Genomic DNA, 15,682 nt, shown 5'->3' on the forward strand with positions numbered 1-15,682 from the left:
CCTCTTGGCCCTATAGTTTGTTTCGACCCGAGACCATCGAAAGAGTCTGCCCCGATCCATGTTTCGCCTGTTCAAACATTATGTGCCGCATGCCGTGGTTCTCATGGGGCTTATCGACTTTGTGCTGTTGCTGATTTCGGCAGAGGCAGCATGGCAGTTCCGTACCGCCCAGCTGGGACTTGATGAAGGGCCATTTGCCGATCGCGCGGTTCCGGTATTGAGCTTTGCCATATTGCAGCAGGTGGCGATGATTGCGGTCGGCACCTACGGCACCGATGCGGTGTTACGACTGCGCTTCGCCATGGCGCGACTGGCCGTGGCGGTGTCGCTCGGGGTGATATTCCTGTCGCTGATGTTCTTCCTGTTGCCGGGCACCACTCTGTGGCGCTCGATCCTGCTCTACGCGATGATCATGGCTATTGTGCTGCTGGTCGCGAACCGGCTGATACTGGGCGGGATACTGGGCACCGGTGCGTTTCGCCGCCGGCTGCTGGTTCTCGGTGCCGGTCGCCGGGCGCAGCGCATCCAGGAACTGGGCGAACGCCCGGATAGCGGCTTTGTTGTTGTCGGCTTTGTCGGCATGGGCGATGGTGAACATGCCATCACCGAGGCGATCAACCGTTCGGCGATCAACAATCTCGCCAAATATGTCGAGAACCTCAATGTCAGCGAGGTGGTATTGGCGCTGGAGGAGCGGCGCAATGCGCTGCCGCTGCAGGATCTGTTGCGGATCAAGACCACCGGCGTCCATGTCAACGATCTGTCGAGCTTTTTCGAGCGCGAGACCGGGCGTGTCGACCTGGATTCGGTCAACCCCAGCTGGCTGATATTTTCGGACGGCTTTTCATCGGGCCGCTGGCTATCGAGCATCGCCAAGCGCCTGTTCGACATCATTGCCAGCCTGATATTGCTGGTCATCTTCCTGCCGGTAATCCTGCTGTTCGCGCTGTTGGTGAAGCTCGACAGCAAGGGGCCCGCCTTTTTCCGACAGGAGCGTGTCGGGCTATACGGGCAGACCTTCAACATCATCAAGCTACGTTCGATGCGTACCGATGCCGAGGGTGATGGCAAGGCGGTCTGGGCTGAGAAAAACGACCCGCGCATCACCCGGATCGGCCGATTCATCCGGCGGACGCGAATTGACGAGCTACCGCAGGCATGGAGTGTGCTCAAGGGCGAGATGAGCTTTGTCGGGCCGCGACCGGAACGACCGGAATTCGTTGCTGATCTCGAAACCAAGATGCGCTTCTATGCGGAGCGGCACATGGTCAAGCCGGGCATTACCGGCTGGGCCCAGATCAACTATCCCTATGGCGCATCGATCGAGGATTCCCGCCACAAGCTTGAATATGATCTGTACTACGCCAAAAACTACACGCCGTTTCTGGATATATTGATTCTGCTGCAGACGCTGCGTGTGGTGCTCTGGGCCGATGGAGCGCGGTGATGGGGCTGGGTAGTTATCTCGGACTTGCCGGCTTTTTTGGTCATCTGCTCGCCGCCGCGCTGCATGGCGGCCTGGCGGTGTGGCTCAGCCGCAATATGCGCCAGAACCACTGGCAGCAATTGCCGCTGGTATCGGCGCTGGCGCTGCTCAGCTTCTGGGCGCTGACCGTCGCATGGGAAGGGCCCGAAGCATCGATCTCGTTGTTTGTCGAGACGCTGCGCAATGCCGCTCTGCTGTTCCTGATGTTCCGGTTGCTGCGCTCGGATGACAGCCTGCGTCAGCCGCCGACGGTGACTGCGCTTTATGCGGTTCTGGCGGTGGTGTTGGCCCTGCAGCCGGTGGTCGATGGTGCAATACTCAGCTTCGATGCGGCCAGCGCGCCGGACCTGCTGTTCTACACCTCCACCATATTGCGGATGATCTTTGCCGTGGGCGCGCTGGTGCTGGTGCACAATCTCTATTCGATATCGGCACCACAGGCCCGTTTCGCGATCCGCTTGCCGATGGCGGCGCTGGCGACTTTGTGGTTCTTCGATCTCAACCTTTATGCCGTTGCCTATCTGCTGCGTGAATTGCCTCCCGAGCTGCTGGCGCTGCGCGGGCTTGTTATTGCCGGGCTGATGCCGCTTTTCGCGCTGGCGGCAAAACGCAATGGCGAATGGAGAATCCAGCTTTCGCGTACCGTTGCTTTCCATTCCTTCTCGCTTTTCGCTATCGGCCTCTATCTCGCCGCGATGACGCTGGCGGTACAGCTATTGTCCTATCTTGTCGGTGATTATGCCCGGCTGACCCAGGTCAGTTTTGTCTTTGGCGTATCGATCGCGGCGCTGGTGCTGCTACCGTCGAACAGCTTCCGGGCCTGGTTCAAGGTCAAGATCGCAAAGCATTTCTTCCAGCACCGCTATGATTACCGTTCCGAATGGATGCGCTTTGCCGATACCATGAGCGCGCGCGAGCAGGACGTTTCGACGCTGCACAGCCGGATTATCCAGGCGGTCGCCGATATCACCGAAAGCGGGGCAGGCCTGTTGCTGACGCCGGACGAGAGCGGTCGCTTCATGCTGCAGGAACGCTGGAACTGGTCGACCATCGATGTGCCGGCTCCGGCCTGCACCACATCGACGGCCAATTTCTTTTCCAAATCCGGCTATATCGTCGAACTCGACAAGATACGCGAAGGCGCCGCCGATGCGGTGCAGCGTGAGGCGATTGCCGAGTGGATGATCGAGGACAGGAAAATCTGGGTCATCGTACCGTTGATCCATTTCGACCAGCTGGTCGGGCTGGTGATGCTGGCACGACCGCCGCTGAGCCGGACGCTGGACTGGGAAGATCTCGACATGCTGCGCGTTGTCGGGCGTCAGGCCGCGAGCTATGTTGCCGAGCAGCGCGGGCAGAATGCGCTCCTGGAATCGCGCCAGTTCGAGGATTTCAACCGCCGGTTTGCTTTTGTCGTGCACGACATCAAGAACATTGTCAGCCAGCTGGCACTGCTGTCACGCAATGCCGAAAAGCATGCCGACAAACCCGCTTTTCGCAAAGACATGGTCGAAACATTGCAGGGCACGGTGGAGAAGCTCAACGCCACTTTGTCGCGGCTTTCCAATTATCGCACGGCCCGCGACAACGAGATCGAACCGGTCGAGACCAAGGCGCTGGTGGAGCATGTTACAACAGTCAAATCGACCCCGGCGCACCGGGTTGATGCGCTGGCGGGTGCACCGATGACGGTCAGGGCTGATCGCCCGGCACTCGAACAGGTGTTGCTGCATCTGGTGCAGAATGCGCTCGATGCCAGCCGACACAATGCCGAGCCGGTGCTGGTCAAATGGTTCACGGACGGCATGAACGGCTGTATCGAAGTTGTCGACCACGGCACCGGCATGAGCGCCGATTTCATCCGCACCAGCCTGTTCAAGCCGTTCGTTTCGACCAAGGATGGTGGCTTCGGCATCGGTGCTTTCGAAGCGAAATCGCTGGTCGAGGCGATGGATGGCAGCCTGCATGTTGAAAGCCGCGAGGGCATGGGCACCCGCATTACCTTGCGGTTGCCACTGGTGATTGGGGAGCAACAGCCAGTGGCACCGGCAAAACAGGTCGGGACAGACACACATTCCGATAAAAAACGCACCATAGGAGCAGGTCAGTGAGCGATAACGACAACACGCATGACGCACAGCTGCCCAAACTGCTCATCGTCGAGGATGATGAAGGGCTGCAGACCCAGCTGAAATGGGCTTATGACGATTATCAGGTGCTCCAGGCGCATAATCGTGAGGAAGCGATCACCCTGTTGCGCGCCGAGCAACCGGCGGTGGTGACGCTCGATCTCGGCCTGCCGCCCGATCCGGACGGCACCAGCGAGGGCTTTGCCACGCTGGAGGAGATTATCGCGCTCAAGCCGGATACCAAGGTGATCGTCGCCTCCGGTCATGGAGCGCGGCAGAGCGCTCTCGATGCCATCGCCAAGGGTGCCTATGATTTTTACCAGAAGCCCGTCGATATTGATGAGCTGGGCCATATCGTTGCCCGTGCCTTTCACCTGCATGCAATAGAGGCGGAGAATGCGCGGCTGGCTGAAGCCTCGGACGGCAGCGAAAAGGTGCTTGGCCGGATCATCACCGCAGCACCGGAAATGCTGAAAGTGGCACATACTATCGAGCGGGTCGCGCCGACCAGCGCTTCGGTCATGCTGCTGGGTGCCAGCGGCACCGGCAAGGAGTTGCTGGCGCGCGGACTGCACGATCATAGCGACCGCCGGGCCAACGCCTTTATCGCAATCAACTGTGCGGCAATTCCGGAAAACCTGCTCGAGGCCGAGCTTTTCGGTCATGAGAAGGGGGCGTTTACCGGTGCCATCAAGACCACCGAGGGCAAGATCGAACAGGCGCATGGTGGCACGCTGTTCCTCGACGAGGTCGGCGATATTCCGTTACCGCTGCAGGTGAAATTGCTGCGCTTTCTGCAAGAGCGGGTGATTGAGCGCATTGGCGGCCGCAAGCCAATCGCTGTCGACACCCGTATCGTCTGCGCCACGCACCAGGATATCGACCAGATGCAACGCGACGGTACTTTCCGCGAAGACCTTTACTACCGCCTTGCCGAGATTGTCGTCACCATTCCCACACTGGCCGAGCGGCCCGGCGATACCATCCTGCTGGCGCGCCATTTCCTCAACCGCATGGCGCAGGAGTTCAACCCCAAGGTCAAGGGCTTTGCCGCTGATGCGCTGCGGCGGATCGATGAATGGCCATGGCCGGGCAATGTCCGCGAACTGGAAAACCGGGTCAAGCGTGCGGTGATCATGGCCGATGGCAAGCTGGTTCATGCCGAGGATCTCGACCTGCCGGGCGATGATGCCGATGATGATGACGGCGACATGCCGCTCAACATCAAGGCGGCACGCGAGGAATCGGATCGCAAGGTTATCCGCCGTGCACTGGCCCGCAGCGAGGGCAATATCTCCAGCACCGCGCGGTTGCTCGGAATCAGTCGCCCGACGCTGTATGATCTGCTGAAACAATATGAGCTGCAGCCCGGAGCCACCGCAAAAACAGCGGTGAAATGAGCCGCCAATGGCTTCGCGCAAACGCATGAGACACAAGCCGCCGATGCGCTGGCCGATGGCGGCACTGGCTGTCGTTACTGCCTCGACGCTGGTTTTGGCTCCGGTCGTTGGTCAGGACAACAGCGCGGCGCAGGAAGCCTTTGCGCGGGCGGAGCAGAGCATTGCCGGCGGCGATTACCGTACCGCGCGGATAGAATTGCTCAACGCCATTGCTGATGATCCGGACTGGGCCGAGGCGAGACTGATGCAGGCGATGGTGTATCTGCGCCTGCGCGACCCGCTTGGCGCCGAGGCCGAGCTGCGCCGGGCGCGTGAACTTGGTGTTGAGGATCAGGAATTGCGCCATCTGATGGGGCATGCACTGCTGTTGCAGGGGCAGCTTGACCGGGCCCGCAACTGGCTGACCGAAGGGCCGGTGGCGCGGCGGCATCTGGGCTATGCCCAGAGGATATTGGCGGAAGTCAATCTTGCCGAGGGTGATCGTGACCGCGCTCGTGCTGCCTATGACGCCGCTATTGCCGCCGATGACCGTGATCCGATGCTATGGGTGTCGATTGCGCGCTACCGTTTCATGGGCGGTGACCAGCAAGGCGCGATCGAGGCCGCCGATTTTGCCGTGTCGCTGGCGCCGCAGAGTGTCGAGGCGCTGCTCTATCGCGGTGAACTGGCGCGCAGCCAGTTCGGGCTGGTGCCATCCTTGCCGTGGTTTGAGCGGGCATTGGAGATCGATCCTGACCATATCCCGGCGCTCATTGCCTATGCCGAAACACTGGGTGATGCCGGCCGTATGACCGATATGCTTTCGGCAGCGCGGCGGATTATCGCACTCGAGCCGGGCAATGACCGTGGCTATTTCCTTCAGGCGGTGCTCGCCGCGCGTGCTGGCCAGCATGCGCTGGCGCGGTCGCTGATGCTCAAGACACAGGATCGGCTCGACGGTCAGGCGGCACCGGCATTGCTGCGCTGTGCGCTGGAACTGGAGGCGGATAATCTGGCGATGGCGCAGCAGCATTGCGAGACGGTGCTGCGGCTGCAGCCCAACAATCCGCTGGCGGCGGATCTGGTGATGCAGGGCATGGCGCGAACCAGCGAGGCCAAGCCGTTCTTCGATCTGGTTACCGAAAATGGCCTGTTGGTTACGCCGAACAGCTATCGGCTAATGCTGGCGGCGCGGGTGCATGAGACGGCGGGGGACCGCAATGCAGCGGCGCGCTATATCAATGCCGCGTCGCAGGCACCGCATGCGGCATTGATGCTGGTACCCGAGATATTGCCGCTCTCCGAATTGCAGAATGCGGTGCAGTCAGCGCCCGGTGATGCCCGGGCCGAGGTCCGGCTGATCCGCAAATTGCTGACATTGCAGCGCAATGGGGAGGCGCTGTCACGTGCGCGACGACTGCAGCAGCGTTTCCCCGGTGTGGCCGATGCCCATTTGCTGGTTGGCGATGTTCATGCGTTGGGCAATCGCTGGGATCAGGCGCTCACTGCCTATGAAGAGGCGGTCAGGTTGCGTTTCACCTTCGATGTCATGGTCCGGCTGCACGATGCCATGGCCAATCTGGGGCGCAATGACGCCAAAGCCGAGATATTGCGCCGCTTCCTTGCCAACAACCCGGCGCATTTGCGGGCCACGCACATGCTGGGGACGGCCTATCTCGATGCCGGACGCTGGGAACTGGCACGCACCACGCTGGCAGAAGTGCGGGCGCGACTGGGCGATAATGTTCCGCTGTTGCTCGCCGATCTGGCCCTGGCCGAACATATGGCCGGTGATCCGCAGGCAGAGGTAACAGCAGCGACGGCCTACCGCACTCTGCCGATGAACCCGGTGGTGACCTATGTCTATGGCCAGGTGCTGGGGGATGACGACAATCGTCTGCGCGATGCCATCGATTTGCTGGAAAAGGCGGTGTCGCTGGCGCCGGATAATCCGCACTATCGCGAAACACTGAACGAGACCAAGAAGCGCTATGCCGCGCAAAGTGAGGCTTGAGACTCAGTCTTCGGCGGCTTCAAGCAGTTCCTGCGGCGTGATACCGATCCGTTTCATCTGCGCCACTACAGGCGGCCAGACATTCTCGAAGAAATTGTCGCGCTCATCCGAACGCAGCCGTGCTACTGCGCCCTCGGCCACGAACATGCCGACACCACGCTGCACCTCGACCAGACCGTTATTCTGGAACCCCTGATAGGCCTTGGCCACAGTTAGCGGGTTGGCACCTTCCTGCGCCGCCAAAGCACGCACAGAGGGAAGCATTTCGCCCTCTTTATAGGTGCCGTCGAGAATGGATGCCGCGATCAGGTCGCGCAGCTTGAGATATACGGGTTTGGTTTCAGCCATAGTGCATCACTGGCATAACACAGCGGGTCAGGTCAAGTGTTATCCGATGATCGCCGGTTAGGTGTCGTCCGGTGCCCACTGACTGAAAACCGCATCGAGGCCGGGGCGCGGGCGTTCTTCCAGCGCCTTGGACGGGGTGCCAATATAGAGGAAACCGACAATCGTTTCCGGTTCGGTACCGAAAAGATCGCGCACCCGGTCATTATAAGCGGGCCAGCCGGTAATCCATCCACCGACAAAACCGGCGCTGTGGATGGCGTGTAGCAGGTTCATGGTGAACGCTCCGGCGGAGAGCTGCTGTTCCCAGTCGGGAATCTTGCTTGAGGCTTTGGGGCTGTACAGCACCACCAGCATTTCCGGCGCATGCGACGCGAACAGGTCCATCGCTTCGAGTTCAAGCCGTCCGGCATCGGGCTTTTCCGCGCTATAAGCCTGACGCAGCTTTTCCGCAAGCGTCTCACGCTGGTCGCCGGTCACATGCACCACGCGCCATGGCGAGAGCTTTCCATGATCGGGGGTGCGCAGCGCGGTCGTCACGATCCGGGCGAGCGTATCGGCATCGGGGCCGGGCGCGACCATGTCGCGCGGGCGGCAGGACCGACGTGAGGCGAGATAGCCGGACAGCGAGGAGAGGTCATTATACATGGTTCCGCATATTGTTCGGCGTTCAGCGAATTGCAATGCGCTGTGGGCTTTTCATGACAATTGGCTTCACAGCATGACATTTTTGTTTAAGGTGCGCTGCAAAATATGGCCTGCGGTGAAGCTGGCCTGACAATAATCATATCTGGAGGTGGGCTTTGGCCGGAACATATCAGCAGGACGGCGATTCAGCCGGTACATTTCTGGGGCATCCCAAAGGACTTTATGTCCTGTTTTTCGCGGAGATGTGGGAGCGCTTTTCCTATTATGGCATGCGCGCCCTGCTGATCTTCTACCTGACCAAGCACTGGCTGTTCTCGGACAGCGAGTCCGGTGTCATCTACGGGGCCTATACCGCTCTGGTCTATATCACCCCGGTGCTTGGTGGCTATCTCGCCGACCGGTATCTCGGCCAGCGCAAGGCGGTGATGTTCGGGGCTATCCTGTTGACGCTGGGGCATGGCTTTATGGCCTTTGAAGGTGAACCGGCGGTCGGCAATGTCGACAATCCGGTAATCTATGTCTTCTGGCTGGCGTTGGCGCTGATCATTGTCGGCTCTGGCTTCCTCAAGGCTAATATCTCGGTGATCGTCGGTCAGCTTTATCCACGCACCGATACCCGCCGCGACGCCGCTTACACGATCTTCTACATGGGCATCAACCTGGGTGCGGCCATCGGTTCGCTGCTCTGCGGCTATATTGGCGAGACCTATGGCTGGGCCTATGGTTTTGGCCTTGCCGGCATCGGCATGCTGCTCGGGCTGGTGGTGTTCGTCTGGGGCAAGCCGCTGCTGCTCGGTCGCGGCGAACCGCCCAAACCGCTGGCCAAAAATACCGAGTGGACCATGTACGCCATCGGCATTGGCATGGTCGGCATTTGCTGGGCCGCGATCCAGTTTCAGGACCTTGTGGGCTATGTGCTCGGCGGCTTTGGCGGCGCTTTGGTGCTCTATGTGCTGTTCACCGCGGTGGCCAAGCTGCCATCGGAAGAGCGCGACCGCATTTTCGCCGCGATGTTCCTGATCCTGACCTCTATCGTCTTCTGGGCATTGTTCGAGCAGGCCGGGTCATCGCTCAACCTGTTCACCGACCGCCATGTCGATCGCGGCGGCGTCCCGGCATCGACCTTCCAGTCGATCAATGCCATCTACATCATCCTGCTGGCCCCGGTATTTGCCATTGTCTGGCAGTTCCTCGGCCAGAGAGGGCTGGAGCCTTCGGCACCTTTCAAATTCGGCCTTGGCGTGATCCAGGTCGGTCTCGGCTTTCTGGTGCTGGTCTGGGGCGCGCAGGCGGTGGGCATGGAAAATGCCACGCCGGTGATTTTCATCTTCCTGATCTACCTGCTGCACACCACCGGTGAGCTCTGCCTTTCTCCGGTCGGTCTGTCGGCAATGAACCGGCTTGCTCCGGCGCATATGGCCTCGCTGATCATGGGTACCTGGTTCTTCGCCTCGGCTACCGGCAATTTCGCTGCCGGTCTGATCGCCGCCGCCACCGGCGCGGAAGGCGTTGGTGAAGAAGCGGGCAAGCAGGTTGTGCTGGGCGTTTATTCCACTGTCGGTCTCTATGCCGTCGGCATCGGTGTCGGTGTTCTGGTCGTATCGCCCCTGATCAAGAAGCTGATGCACCTCGACACCCTGACCGACGACACCATCGATGACGACCTGCTCGGCCAGAAGGAAATCGCCGAGCCACAGGCTGGGGGTATCCGTCCGGCGACGCGCCCGGCGGAATAGCCGTTCACAACTCTCGACAGACAAAAGGGCGTCCATCGGGGCGCCCTTTTTGCTTCGGGGATGCCGGTCAATTCCCCAGGGAATATTATGCGCAATTGCCCTGCACGGTGAGATGCACTAACGCTGTTGTAAAAGCCACAAAGGCGGAGGGTTGCATGGATTATAGCATATTGCTGATCGCCGGCTCGGTCGGTTTTGTCGTCACCCATTTGGGCTTCTCCCACCTGCTGCGCGGCACGTTGCTGCGCCTGCTCGGTACGGTGGGTTATCAGATTGTCTATTCGCTGGTTTCCTTCGCCACCTTGGGACTGGCGATCCATGCCTATCGCGAGCTGCCGTCGACTGCGTCCTTATGGAGCGTTCCCGGCTGGATGCCTGCGGTCAGTGCGTTCCTGATGTTCTTTGCCAGCGTGCTGTTTATTGGCTCGGTCTGGAAAAACCCGGCCATGCCCGCCCCCCAGGCAGGAGAATTTGCCGAACGCAAACCCGATGGCGTGTTCAAGATCACCCGCCACCCGATGATGTGGTCTTTCGCGATCTGGGCGTTGGCGCATATCCTGGCTCGACCGACAGGCGCCAATTTGTGGCTGATGGGCAGCATATTGGTGCTGGCTGTTGTCGGCGCGGCGGGGCAGGATCGACGCAAGGTCGAGGAGATGGGCCTGTCCTGGCAGCACTGGCAGAACAAGACCAGCTTCCTGCCCTTTGGCAAGGGACTGGTTACGCCCGGATCGGGCATCATTATCGCCGGGATCGCGGTCTGGCTGATTGCCAGCTGGGCGCATCATGGCCTTGGCTTTGCCATGGTCCCGCCCTGGACCAATTTGTGGGGCATTAGCGCCCCCTGATCGCACTCTACAGCCGCGTCATCTTCAGCATCGCCTCGCCATAGCGGGGACCGGCGGTGCCGCCTATCGGTGCAGCCGCGTCGAGCCGGGACATATCGTCTTCGCCGAGCGCCAGATCGGCGGCGGCCATGCTGTCTTCCAGCGTCGCGCGACGTTTGCAGCCGGGGATGGGGACAATATCCTCGCCCTTGTGCAGCAGCCAGGCCAGCGCCACTTGCGCCGCCGAGCGGTTATGGCTGGCGGCAATGTCCTTGACGACATCGACCAGCTTGAGATTCTGGTCGAAATTCTCTTCCGAATAGCGTGGATCGCGGCGGCGATAATCATCCTCGTCGAGATCCTCGCGCGAGGTGATCTGGCCGGTCAGGAAGCCCCGGCCCAATGGGCTATAGGGTACAAAGCCGATGTTCAGCTCCTGACATAATGGCAGGATTTCCTCTTCGACCTCGCGTTCCCATAGCGAATATTCGGATTGTAGCGCCGCAATCGGGTGTGTTGCCTGCGCCCGGCGGATGGTCTCCGGCCCGGCTTCGGACAGGCCGAGAAAGCGCACCTTGCCCTCTTCGATCAGCCGTCCCATTTCGCCCACCGTCTCCTCGATCGGGACATCGGGGTCGACCCGGTGCTGGTAGAACAGGTCGATCTCGTCAATGCCGAGCCGCTGCAGCGATCCTTCACAGGCGCGGCGCACATTGGCCGGGGTGGAATCGACACCCTGAAAGCCGTCTTCATTGAATCTGAAACCGAATTTGGTGGCGATCACCAGCCGGTCGCGGCGTCCAGAAATGCCGCGCCCCAGCAACTCTTCATTGATATGCGGGCCATAGACCTCGGCGGTATCGAACAGGGTGACGCCCAGCTCTATGGCGCGGTCCAGCGTGGCCAGCGATTCCGTCAGGTCGGCCTCGCCATACATGCCCTTGCCGATGCCTGCCATCGGCATGCAGCCCAGCCCCAGTGCCGAGACGGTCAGCTCACTACCCAGTTTGCGCTGCTGCATCCTTGTTCTCCTGTGCCCTGTTATTGTCGCGCTTGCCATCGATATAGCCCCATATGTCGCGGCGCAGCTCCGGTGCGAACAGGTATAATATCAGAACATTGGGCAGCGCCATCAGGAAAAATGCACTGTCGACCAGCGCGATGACAGCATCGATCTGCAGCAAAGCCCCCAAAGGCAGGATGAAGATATAGATCAGCTTGAAGGTCATCTCGCGGTTACGGCCCTTGCCGAAGAGATACTGGAACGCCTGCAGTCCGTAAAAGCCCCAGGCGCATAAAGTGCTGTGTGCGAACAGCATCACCGCTGCGGTGAGCAGCCAGGGGAACCAGTCCGCAATCTGGCCAAAGGCCTCGGCGGTGATGCGGATATCCTGGTTCTCGCCGGTCCAGGTACCGGCCAGCACGATGGCGATGGCACCGATCGAACAGACGATAACCGTGTCGCAAAAGGGTTCGAGCAGCGCCACCAGACCTTCGGAGGCAGGTTCGCGCGTTTTCGCCTGGGCATGCGCGATCACCGCCGAACCGACTCCTGCCTCGGAGGAATAGACCGCGCGCTGCATGCCGACAATGAAGGTGCCGACCATGCCGCCGGCGACCGCCTCACCGGAAAAGGCATCGGAAATAATCAGGCCCAGAGCGGCGGGCAGTTCGCCGAAATTCACCACGATAATGGTGAGCACGCCGGTGATATAGACAGCCGCCATCATCGGCACGAGGACCGCCGTTACCCGGCCCAGCCATGTCACTCCGCCAATCACCACCAGCCCGACAAAGAACGCCATGACCAGCCCGTAGATAAAGGCAAAGCTATTGGGGTCGCCGGCCTCGGAAAAGGTCGCATAGCCGGTGACTTCGGACAGGGTGGCCATGCTCTGATTGACCTGCACCAGCGGGATAGCGCCGATAAAGGTCATCACCGCGTAAAAGGCACCCAGTGCAAAGCCGAGACGCGGCAGACCGCGCAGAGCAAAGCCGTTTTTGAGATTATACATCGGTCCGCCGCGTACGCTGCCATCGGCGTCGACCACGCGATATTTCAGACCCATTGTGACCTCGACGCATTTCACTGTCATTGCGAAAAAGCCGATGACGAACATCCAGAAGGCCGCGCCGGGTCCGCCGGTGGCAATGGCAATGGCGACGCCGGCGATATTGCCGAGGCCGATAGTGCCCGACAGCGCGGTGGTCAGCGCCGAAAATTGCGATATCTGCCCCGGTGCATCGGGCTCGTCATAATCGCCGCGCAATATGCGCAGCGATAGCGGAATGGCACGCAGGTTGAGAAAGCCGAAATAGACGGTGAAGATCAGCATCGGCAGCGCCAGCCACAGCACGATCCAAGGGATTTCTGCACCGAAAAAGGGAATAGGTGAGAATACGGCGCTGTTCAGGGCATCGATTGCATCGGTCAGGAAGGCGAGAATGGGATTGGCCATGAATGTCCGAAAACTGGTTATAAAGTCTTTATCGTTAGGATGAAGCGGGCTAACCCGCAATGACGTAATCAGGGCAGGCAAAACGACCGCAAGACAATGGAGGGCCTGTGAGCAAGGCTTTTTTCGGAACTGACGGGATCAGGGGACGGACCAATGCCGGGGTGATGACCGCCGCTATGGCGATGCGCATCGGCATGGCAGCGGGCAAGCATTTCCAGCGCGGTGCGCATCGGCACCGGGTGATCATCGGTAAGGATACACGGCTTTCCGGCTATATGATGGAATCGGCGCTGGTCGCCGGTTTCACCAGTGTCGGCATGGATGTGATCCTGGTCGGGCCGATGCCGACCCCGGCCATTGCGCTCCTCGCGCGCGAGATGCGCGCTGATCTGGGGGTGATGATCTCGGCCAGCCACAACCCCTATGAGGATAATGGCATCAAGCTGTTCGGCCCCGATGGTTTCAAGCTGTCGGATGAGGATGAACTGCGTATCGAAGCGCTGATGCAGGAAGAGCCGGTGCTGGCATCGGCGCCCGATATCGGACGTGCGCGGCGGATCGACGATGCCCGCGGCCGCTATATCCATGCGGTGAAGAAATCACTGCCCGATCATATCCGGCTCGATGGCCTCACCATCGTGGTCGATTGCGCGCATGGTGCCGCCTATCAGGTGGCGCCCTCGGCCTTTTGGGAGCTGGGTGCGAAGGTCATCGCCATGGGGGTGTCGCCCAATGGCAAGAATATCAACGACAATGTCGGTTCGACCCACATATCGGCATTGCAGCAGCGGGTAGTCGCCGAAGGTGCGGATATCGGCATTGCGCTCGATGGTGATGCCGACCGGCTGATTGTGGTCGACGAGAAGGGCGAGCAGGTCGATGGAGACCAGATTATGGCGCTGATCGCCACTGGCTGGGCGCGTGACGGACGGCTGAAGAACAGCACCGTGGTGGCGACAGTAATGTCCAATCTTGGGCTCGAGCGTTTTCTTGCCGAACAGGGATTGCGGCTGAAGCGTACCAAGGTCGGTGACCGCTATGTGCTGGAAGAGATGCGCCGCGGCGATTTCAATGTCGGCGGTGAGCAGTCGGGGCATATGATTCTGCTCGACCATGGCACCACCGGTGATGGCACTACGGCAGCGCTGCAAGTACTGGCCGAACTGGTACAGTCGGGCAAGCCGGCAAGCGAGTTGTTGCACATATTCGATCGCGTGCCGCAGCTGCTGAAAAATGTCCGCTTTGGCGGCGGCAAACCACTTGAGGATGACCGTGTGAAAGCCGCCATTGCCGAGGCTGAGGACGAAATGGGTGCCGATGGTCGCTTCGTTATCCGCGCCTCGGGCACTGAACCGGTGATCCGGGTGATGGCCGAGGGGGACGATGCGGCACAGGTCGAGTTGCTGGTCAACCGGCTATGCGGTGTGATCGAAGAGGTTGCTGCCTGATGCAGCCTGTCCGGGTGCTGAGCATTGCCGGGTCGGACAGCGGCGGCGGCGCGGGCATTCAGGCAGATATCAAGACCATCACCATGATGGGCGGCCATGCGATGACCGCGATTACCGCACTGACGGCGCAGAACTCACAAGGCGTTTCCGCGATAGCGCCGACCGATCCTGACATGGTGGCGGCGCAGATCGATGTAGTGACCGGCGATATCGGCGTCGATGCGATCAAAATCGGCATGCTCGGCAGCGCCACCATTGCCGCAGTCGTGGCTGACCGGCTGGAGAAATTGCCCAAAATGCCTGTGGTGTTCGATCCGGTCATGGTCGCGACCAGCGGGGCCGCACTGGCTGATGATGACACTATTGCGGCGTTTGACAGGCTGCTGGCGCTGGCAACCGTTACCACGCCCAATCTGCCTGAACTTGAGATACTGGGTGGTGAGGCCGCTATGCGAGGCAAATGCAGGGCGCTGCTGATCAAGGGCGGGCATGGAGCGCATGGCGCACCCGAAGACCTTCCGGTTGTTGCCGGGCCGGACATCGACCTGCTTGAGGACCGGCTGGTTACTGATAGCGGTCAGGCAGCGATGTTGGGCAAGCGGATCGCAACCCCGCACACACATGGCACTGGATGCACCCTGTCGAGCGCCATCGCGGTCGGTTTGGGGCAGGGGCATGAGCTGTTTGACGCCGTTATGATAGCGCGCGACTTTGTCCGTCTCGCGTTGCACGATGCACCCGATCTGGTCGACGATAACGGCCCGATGGGGCATCAGACGGTACGCAATGATGCGGTGCTGCCGGGGCCGCTGTTCAATCAGGTGACGCTCGATTGTACCAATTATGATGCTTCGGTCACCTTCTACACCGAACTGGGCCTGACCCATATTGTCGATGACCCGCCGAGCTATGCCCGGTTCGAGGCACCCAATGGCGCGACACTCTCGCTGCATGAAGCAGAGATGGTGTCGGCATCCGCAGCGCTCTATTTCGAATTTCCCGATGTGGACAAGGCTGTGGAGAAGCTGCGCAAAAACGGGTGGGCATTTGATGGGAACCCTGAGCACAAGTCGTGGAAATGGCGCGAAGCCTGGACCACCGACCCTTCGGGCCATCGTATCTGCCTCTATCATGCCGGGGAAAACCGTCGCTATCCGCCCTGGCGCATTGGGTGGAATATCGCGACATGAAGGCGTCATGATCGCAACCTA

12 protein-coding genes are annotated in these 15,682 nt (G+C 60.4%); 8 read left to right on the forward strand and 4 right to left on the reverse strand.

From position 1 onward, the window contains the following. Positions 1 to 58 precede the first annotated feature (58 nt). The 4 genes from AAFX04_04590 to AAFX04_04605 are packed head-to-tail and all read left to right on the forward strand — an operon-like array spanning position 59 to position 7,008. Positions 59 to 1,447, forward strand: coding sequence for a TIGR03013 family XrtA/PEP-CTERM system glycosyltransferase (locus tag AAFX04_04590; GenBank protein ID MEO1044698.1), 1,389 nt, complete (start codon positions 59 to 61; stop codon positions 1,445 to 1,447). After that, positions 1,447 to 3,597, forward strand: a complete 2,151-nt coding sequence (gene prsK / locus AAFX04_04595; protein ID MEO1044699.1) for an XrtA/PEP-CTERM system histidine kinase PrsK — start codon at positions 1,447 to 1,449, stop codon at positions 3,595 to 3,597. The genes AAFX04_04590 and prsK overlap by 1 nt, the downstream gene beginning before the upstream one ends. Further along, positions 3,594 to 5,015: a PEP-CTERM-box response regulator transcription factor gene (gene prsR, locus AAFX04_04600; protein ID MEO1044700.1), complete on the forward strand. Its 1,422-nt coding sequence runs from the start codon at positions 3,594 to 3,596 to the stop codon at positions 5,013 to 5,015. The genes prsK and prsR overlap by 4 nt, the downstream gene beginning before the upstream one ends. Positions 5,016 to 5,022: 7 nt before the next feature. Further along, entirely contained in the window at positions 5,023 to 7,008 is a 1,986-nt protein-coding gene (locus tag AAFX04_04605) for a tetratricopeptide repeat protein (protein ID MEO1044701.1), read from the forward strand. 3 nt (positions 7,009 to 7,011) lie between these two features. On the opposite strand, the gene AAFX04_04610 is transcribed toward AAFX04_04605, so the two are convergent. Together AAFX04_04610 and AAFX04_04615 are read right to left on the reverse strand one after the other, a co-directional pair. Beyond that, positions 7,012 to 7,356: a GntR family transcriptional regulator gene (locus AAFX04_04610; GenBank protein ID MEO1044702.1), complete on the reverse strand. Its 345-nt coding sequence runs from the start codon at positions 7,354 to 7,356 to the stop codon at positions 7,012 to 7,014. A 57-nt stretch (positions 7,357 to 7,413) separates the two neighbouring features. Further along, complete coding sequence (locus tag AAFX04_04615; GenBank protein MEO1044703.1) at positions 7,414 to 8,001, reverse strand: nitroreductase; 588 nt, start codon at positions 7,999 to 8,001, stop codon at positions 7,414 to 7,416. 155 nt (positions 8,002 to 8,156) lie between these two features. Here AAFX04_04615 and AAFX04_04620 point away from each other — a divergent pair, with 155 nt between their 5' ends. After that, the gene (locus tag AAFX04_04620) at positions 8,157 to 9,737 is read left to right on the forward strand and encodes a peptide MFS transporter (protein MEO1044704.1); all 1,581 of its coding nucleotides are present in this window, start codon (positions 8,157 to 8,159) and stop codon (positions 9,735 to 9,737) included. Positions 9,738 to 9,892: 155 nt separating this feature from the next. Further along, the gene (locus tag AAFX04_04625; protein MEO1044705.1) at positions 9,893 to 10,585 is read left to right on the forward strand and encodes an NnrU family protein; all 693 of its coding nucleotides are present in this window, start codon (positions 9,893 to 9,895) and stop codon (positions 10,583 to 10,585) included. Between the two features lie 7 nt (positions 10,586 to 10,592). Here the strand turns inward: AAFX04_04625 and AAFX04_04630 are convergent, their stop codons facing one another. Beyond that, positions 10,593 to 11,585 carry an aldo/keto reductase gene (locus AAFX04_04630; GenBank protein ID MEO1044706.1) on the reverse strand — a complete coding sequence of 331 codons (993 nt, stop codon included), beginning with the start codon at positions 11,583 to 11,585 and terminating at the stop codon, positions 10,593 to 10,595. Continuing rightward, the gene (locus AAFX04_04635; GenBank protein MEO1044707.1) at positions 11,563 to 13,023 is read right to left on the reverse strand and encodes an amino acid carrier protein; all 1,461 of its coding nucleotides are present in this window, start codon (positions 13,021 to 13,023) and stop codon (positions 11,563 to 11,565) included. The genes AAFX04_04630 and AAFX04_04635 overlap by 23 nt, the downstream gene beginning before the upstream one ends. 107 nt (positions 13,024 to 13,130) lie before the next feature. Here AAFX04_04635 and glmM point away from each other — a divergent pair, with 107 nt between their 5' ends. Next, complete coding sequence (glmM, locus tag AAFX04_04640) at positions 13,131 to 14,471, forward strand: phosphoglucosamine mutase (GenBank protein ID MEO1044708.1); 1,341 nt, start codon at positions 13,131 to 13,133, stop codon at positions 14,469 to 14,471. After that, complete coding sequence (gene thiD, locus AAFX04_04645) at positions 14,471 to 15,661, forward strand: bifunctional hydroxymethylpyrimidine kinase/phosphomethylpyrimidine kinase (protein ID MEO1044709.1); 1,191 nt, start codon at positions 14,471 to 14,473, stop codon at positions 15,659 to 15,661. Before glmM ends, thiD begins: the two co-directional genes overlap by 1 nt. Positions 15,662 to 15,682: the final 21 nt, after the last annotated feature.

The organism is Pseudomonadota bacterium (assembly GCA_039818985.1).
In the GTDB taxonomy this organism is placed as follows: domain Bacteria; phylum Pseudomonadota; class Alphaproteobacteria; order Sphingomonadales; family Sphingomonadaceae; genus Alterisphingorhabdus.

Bases quoted from the DNA above. Each gene is read 5' to 3' on its own strand.
- AAFX04_04590 (MEO1044698.1), top strand. From the start codon at position 59: ATGTTTCGCCTGTTCAAACATTATGTGCCGCATGCCGTGGTTCTCATG.
- prsK (MEO1044699.1), top strand. From the start codon at position 1,447: ATGGGGCTGGGTAGTTATCTCGGACTTGCCGGCTTTTTTGGTCATCTG.
- AAFX04_04605 (MEO1044701.1), top strand. From the start codon at position 5,023: ATGGCTTCGCGCAAACGCATGAGACACAAGCCGCCGATGCGCTGGCCG.
- AAFX04_04610 (MEO1044702.1), bottom strand. From the start codon at position 7,356: ATGGCTGAAACCAAACCCGTATATCTCAAGCTGCGCGACCTGATCGCG.
- AAFX04_04615 (MEO1044703.1), bottom strand. From the start codon at position 8,001: ATGTATAATGACCTCTCCTCGCTGTCCGGCTATCTCGCCTCACGTCGG.
- AAFX04_04625 (MEO1044705.1), top strand. From the start codon at position 9,893: ATGGATTATAGCATATTGCTGATCGCCGGCTCGGTCGGTTTTGTCGTC.
- AAFX04_04630 (MEO1044706.1), bottom strand. From the start codon at position 11,585: ATGCAGCAGCGCAAACTGGGTAGTGAGCTGACCGTCTCGGCACTGGGG.
- AAFX04_04635 (MEO1044707.1), bottom strand. From the start codon at position 13,023: ATGGCCAATCCCATTCTCGCCTTCCTGACCGATGCAATCGATGCCCTG.
- thiD (MEO1044709.1), top strand. From the start codon at position 14,471: ATGCAGCCTGTCCGGGTGCTGAGCATTGCCGGGTCGGACAGCGGCGGC.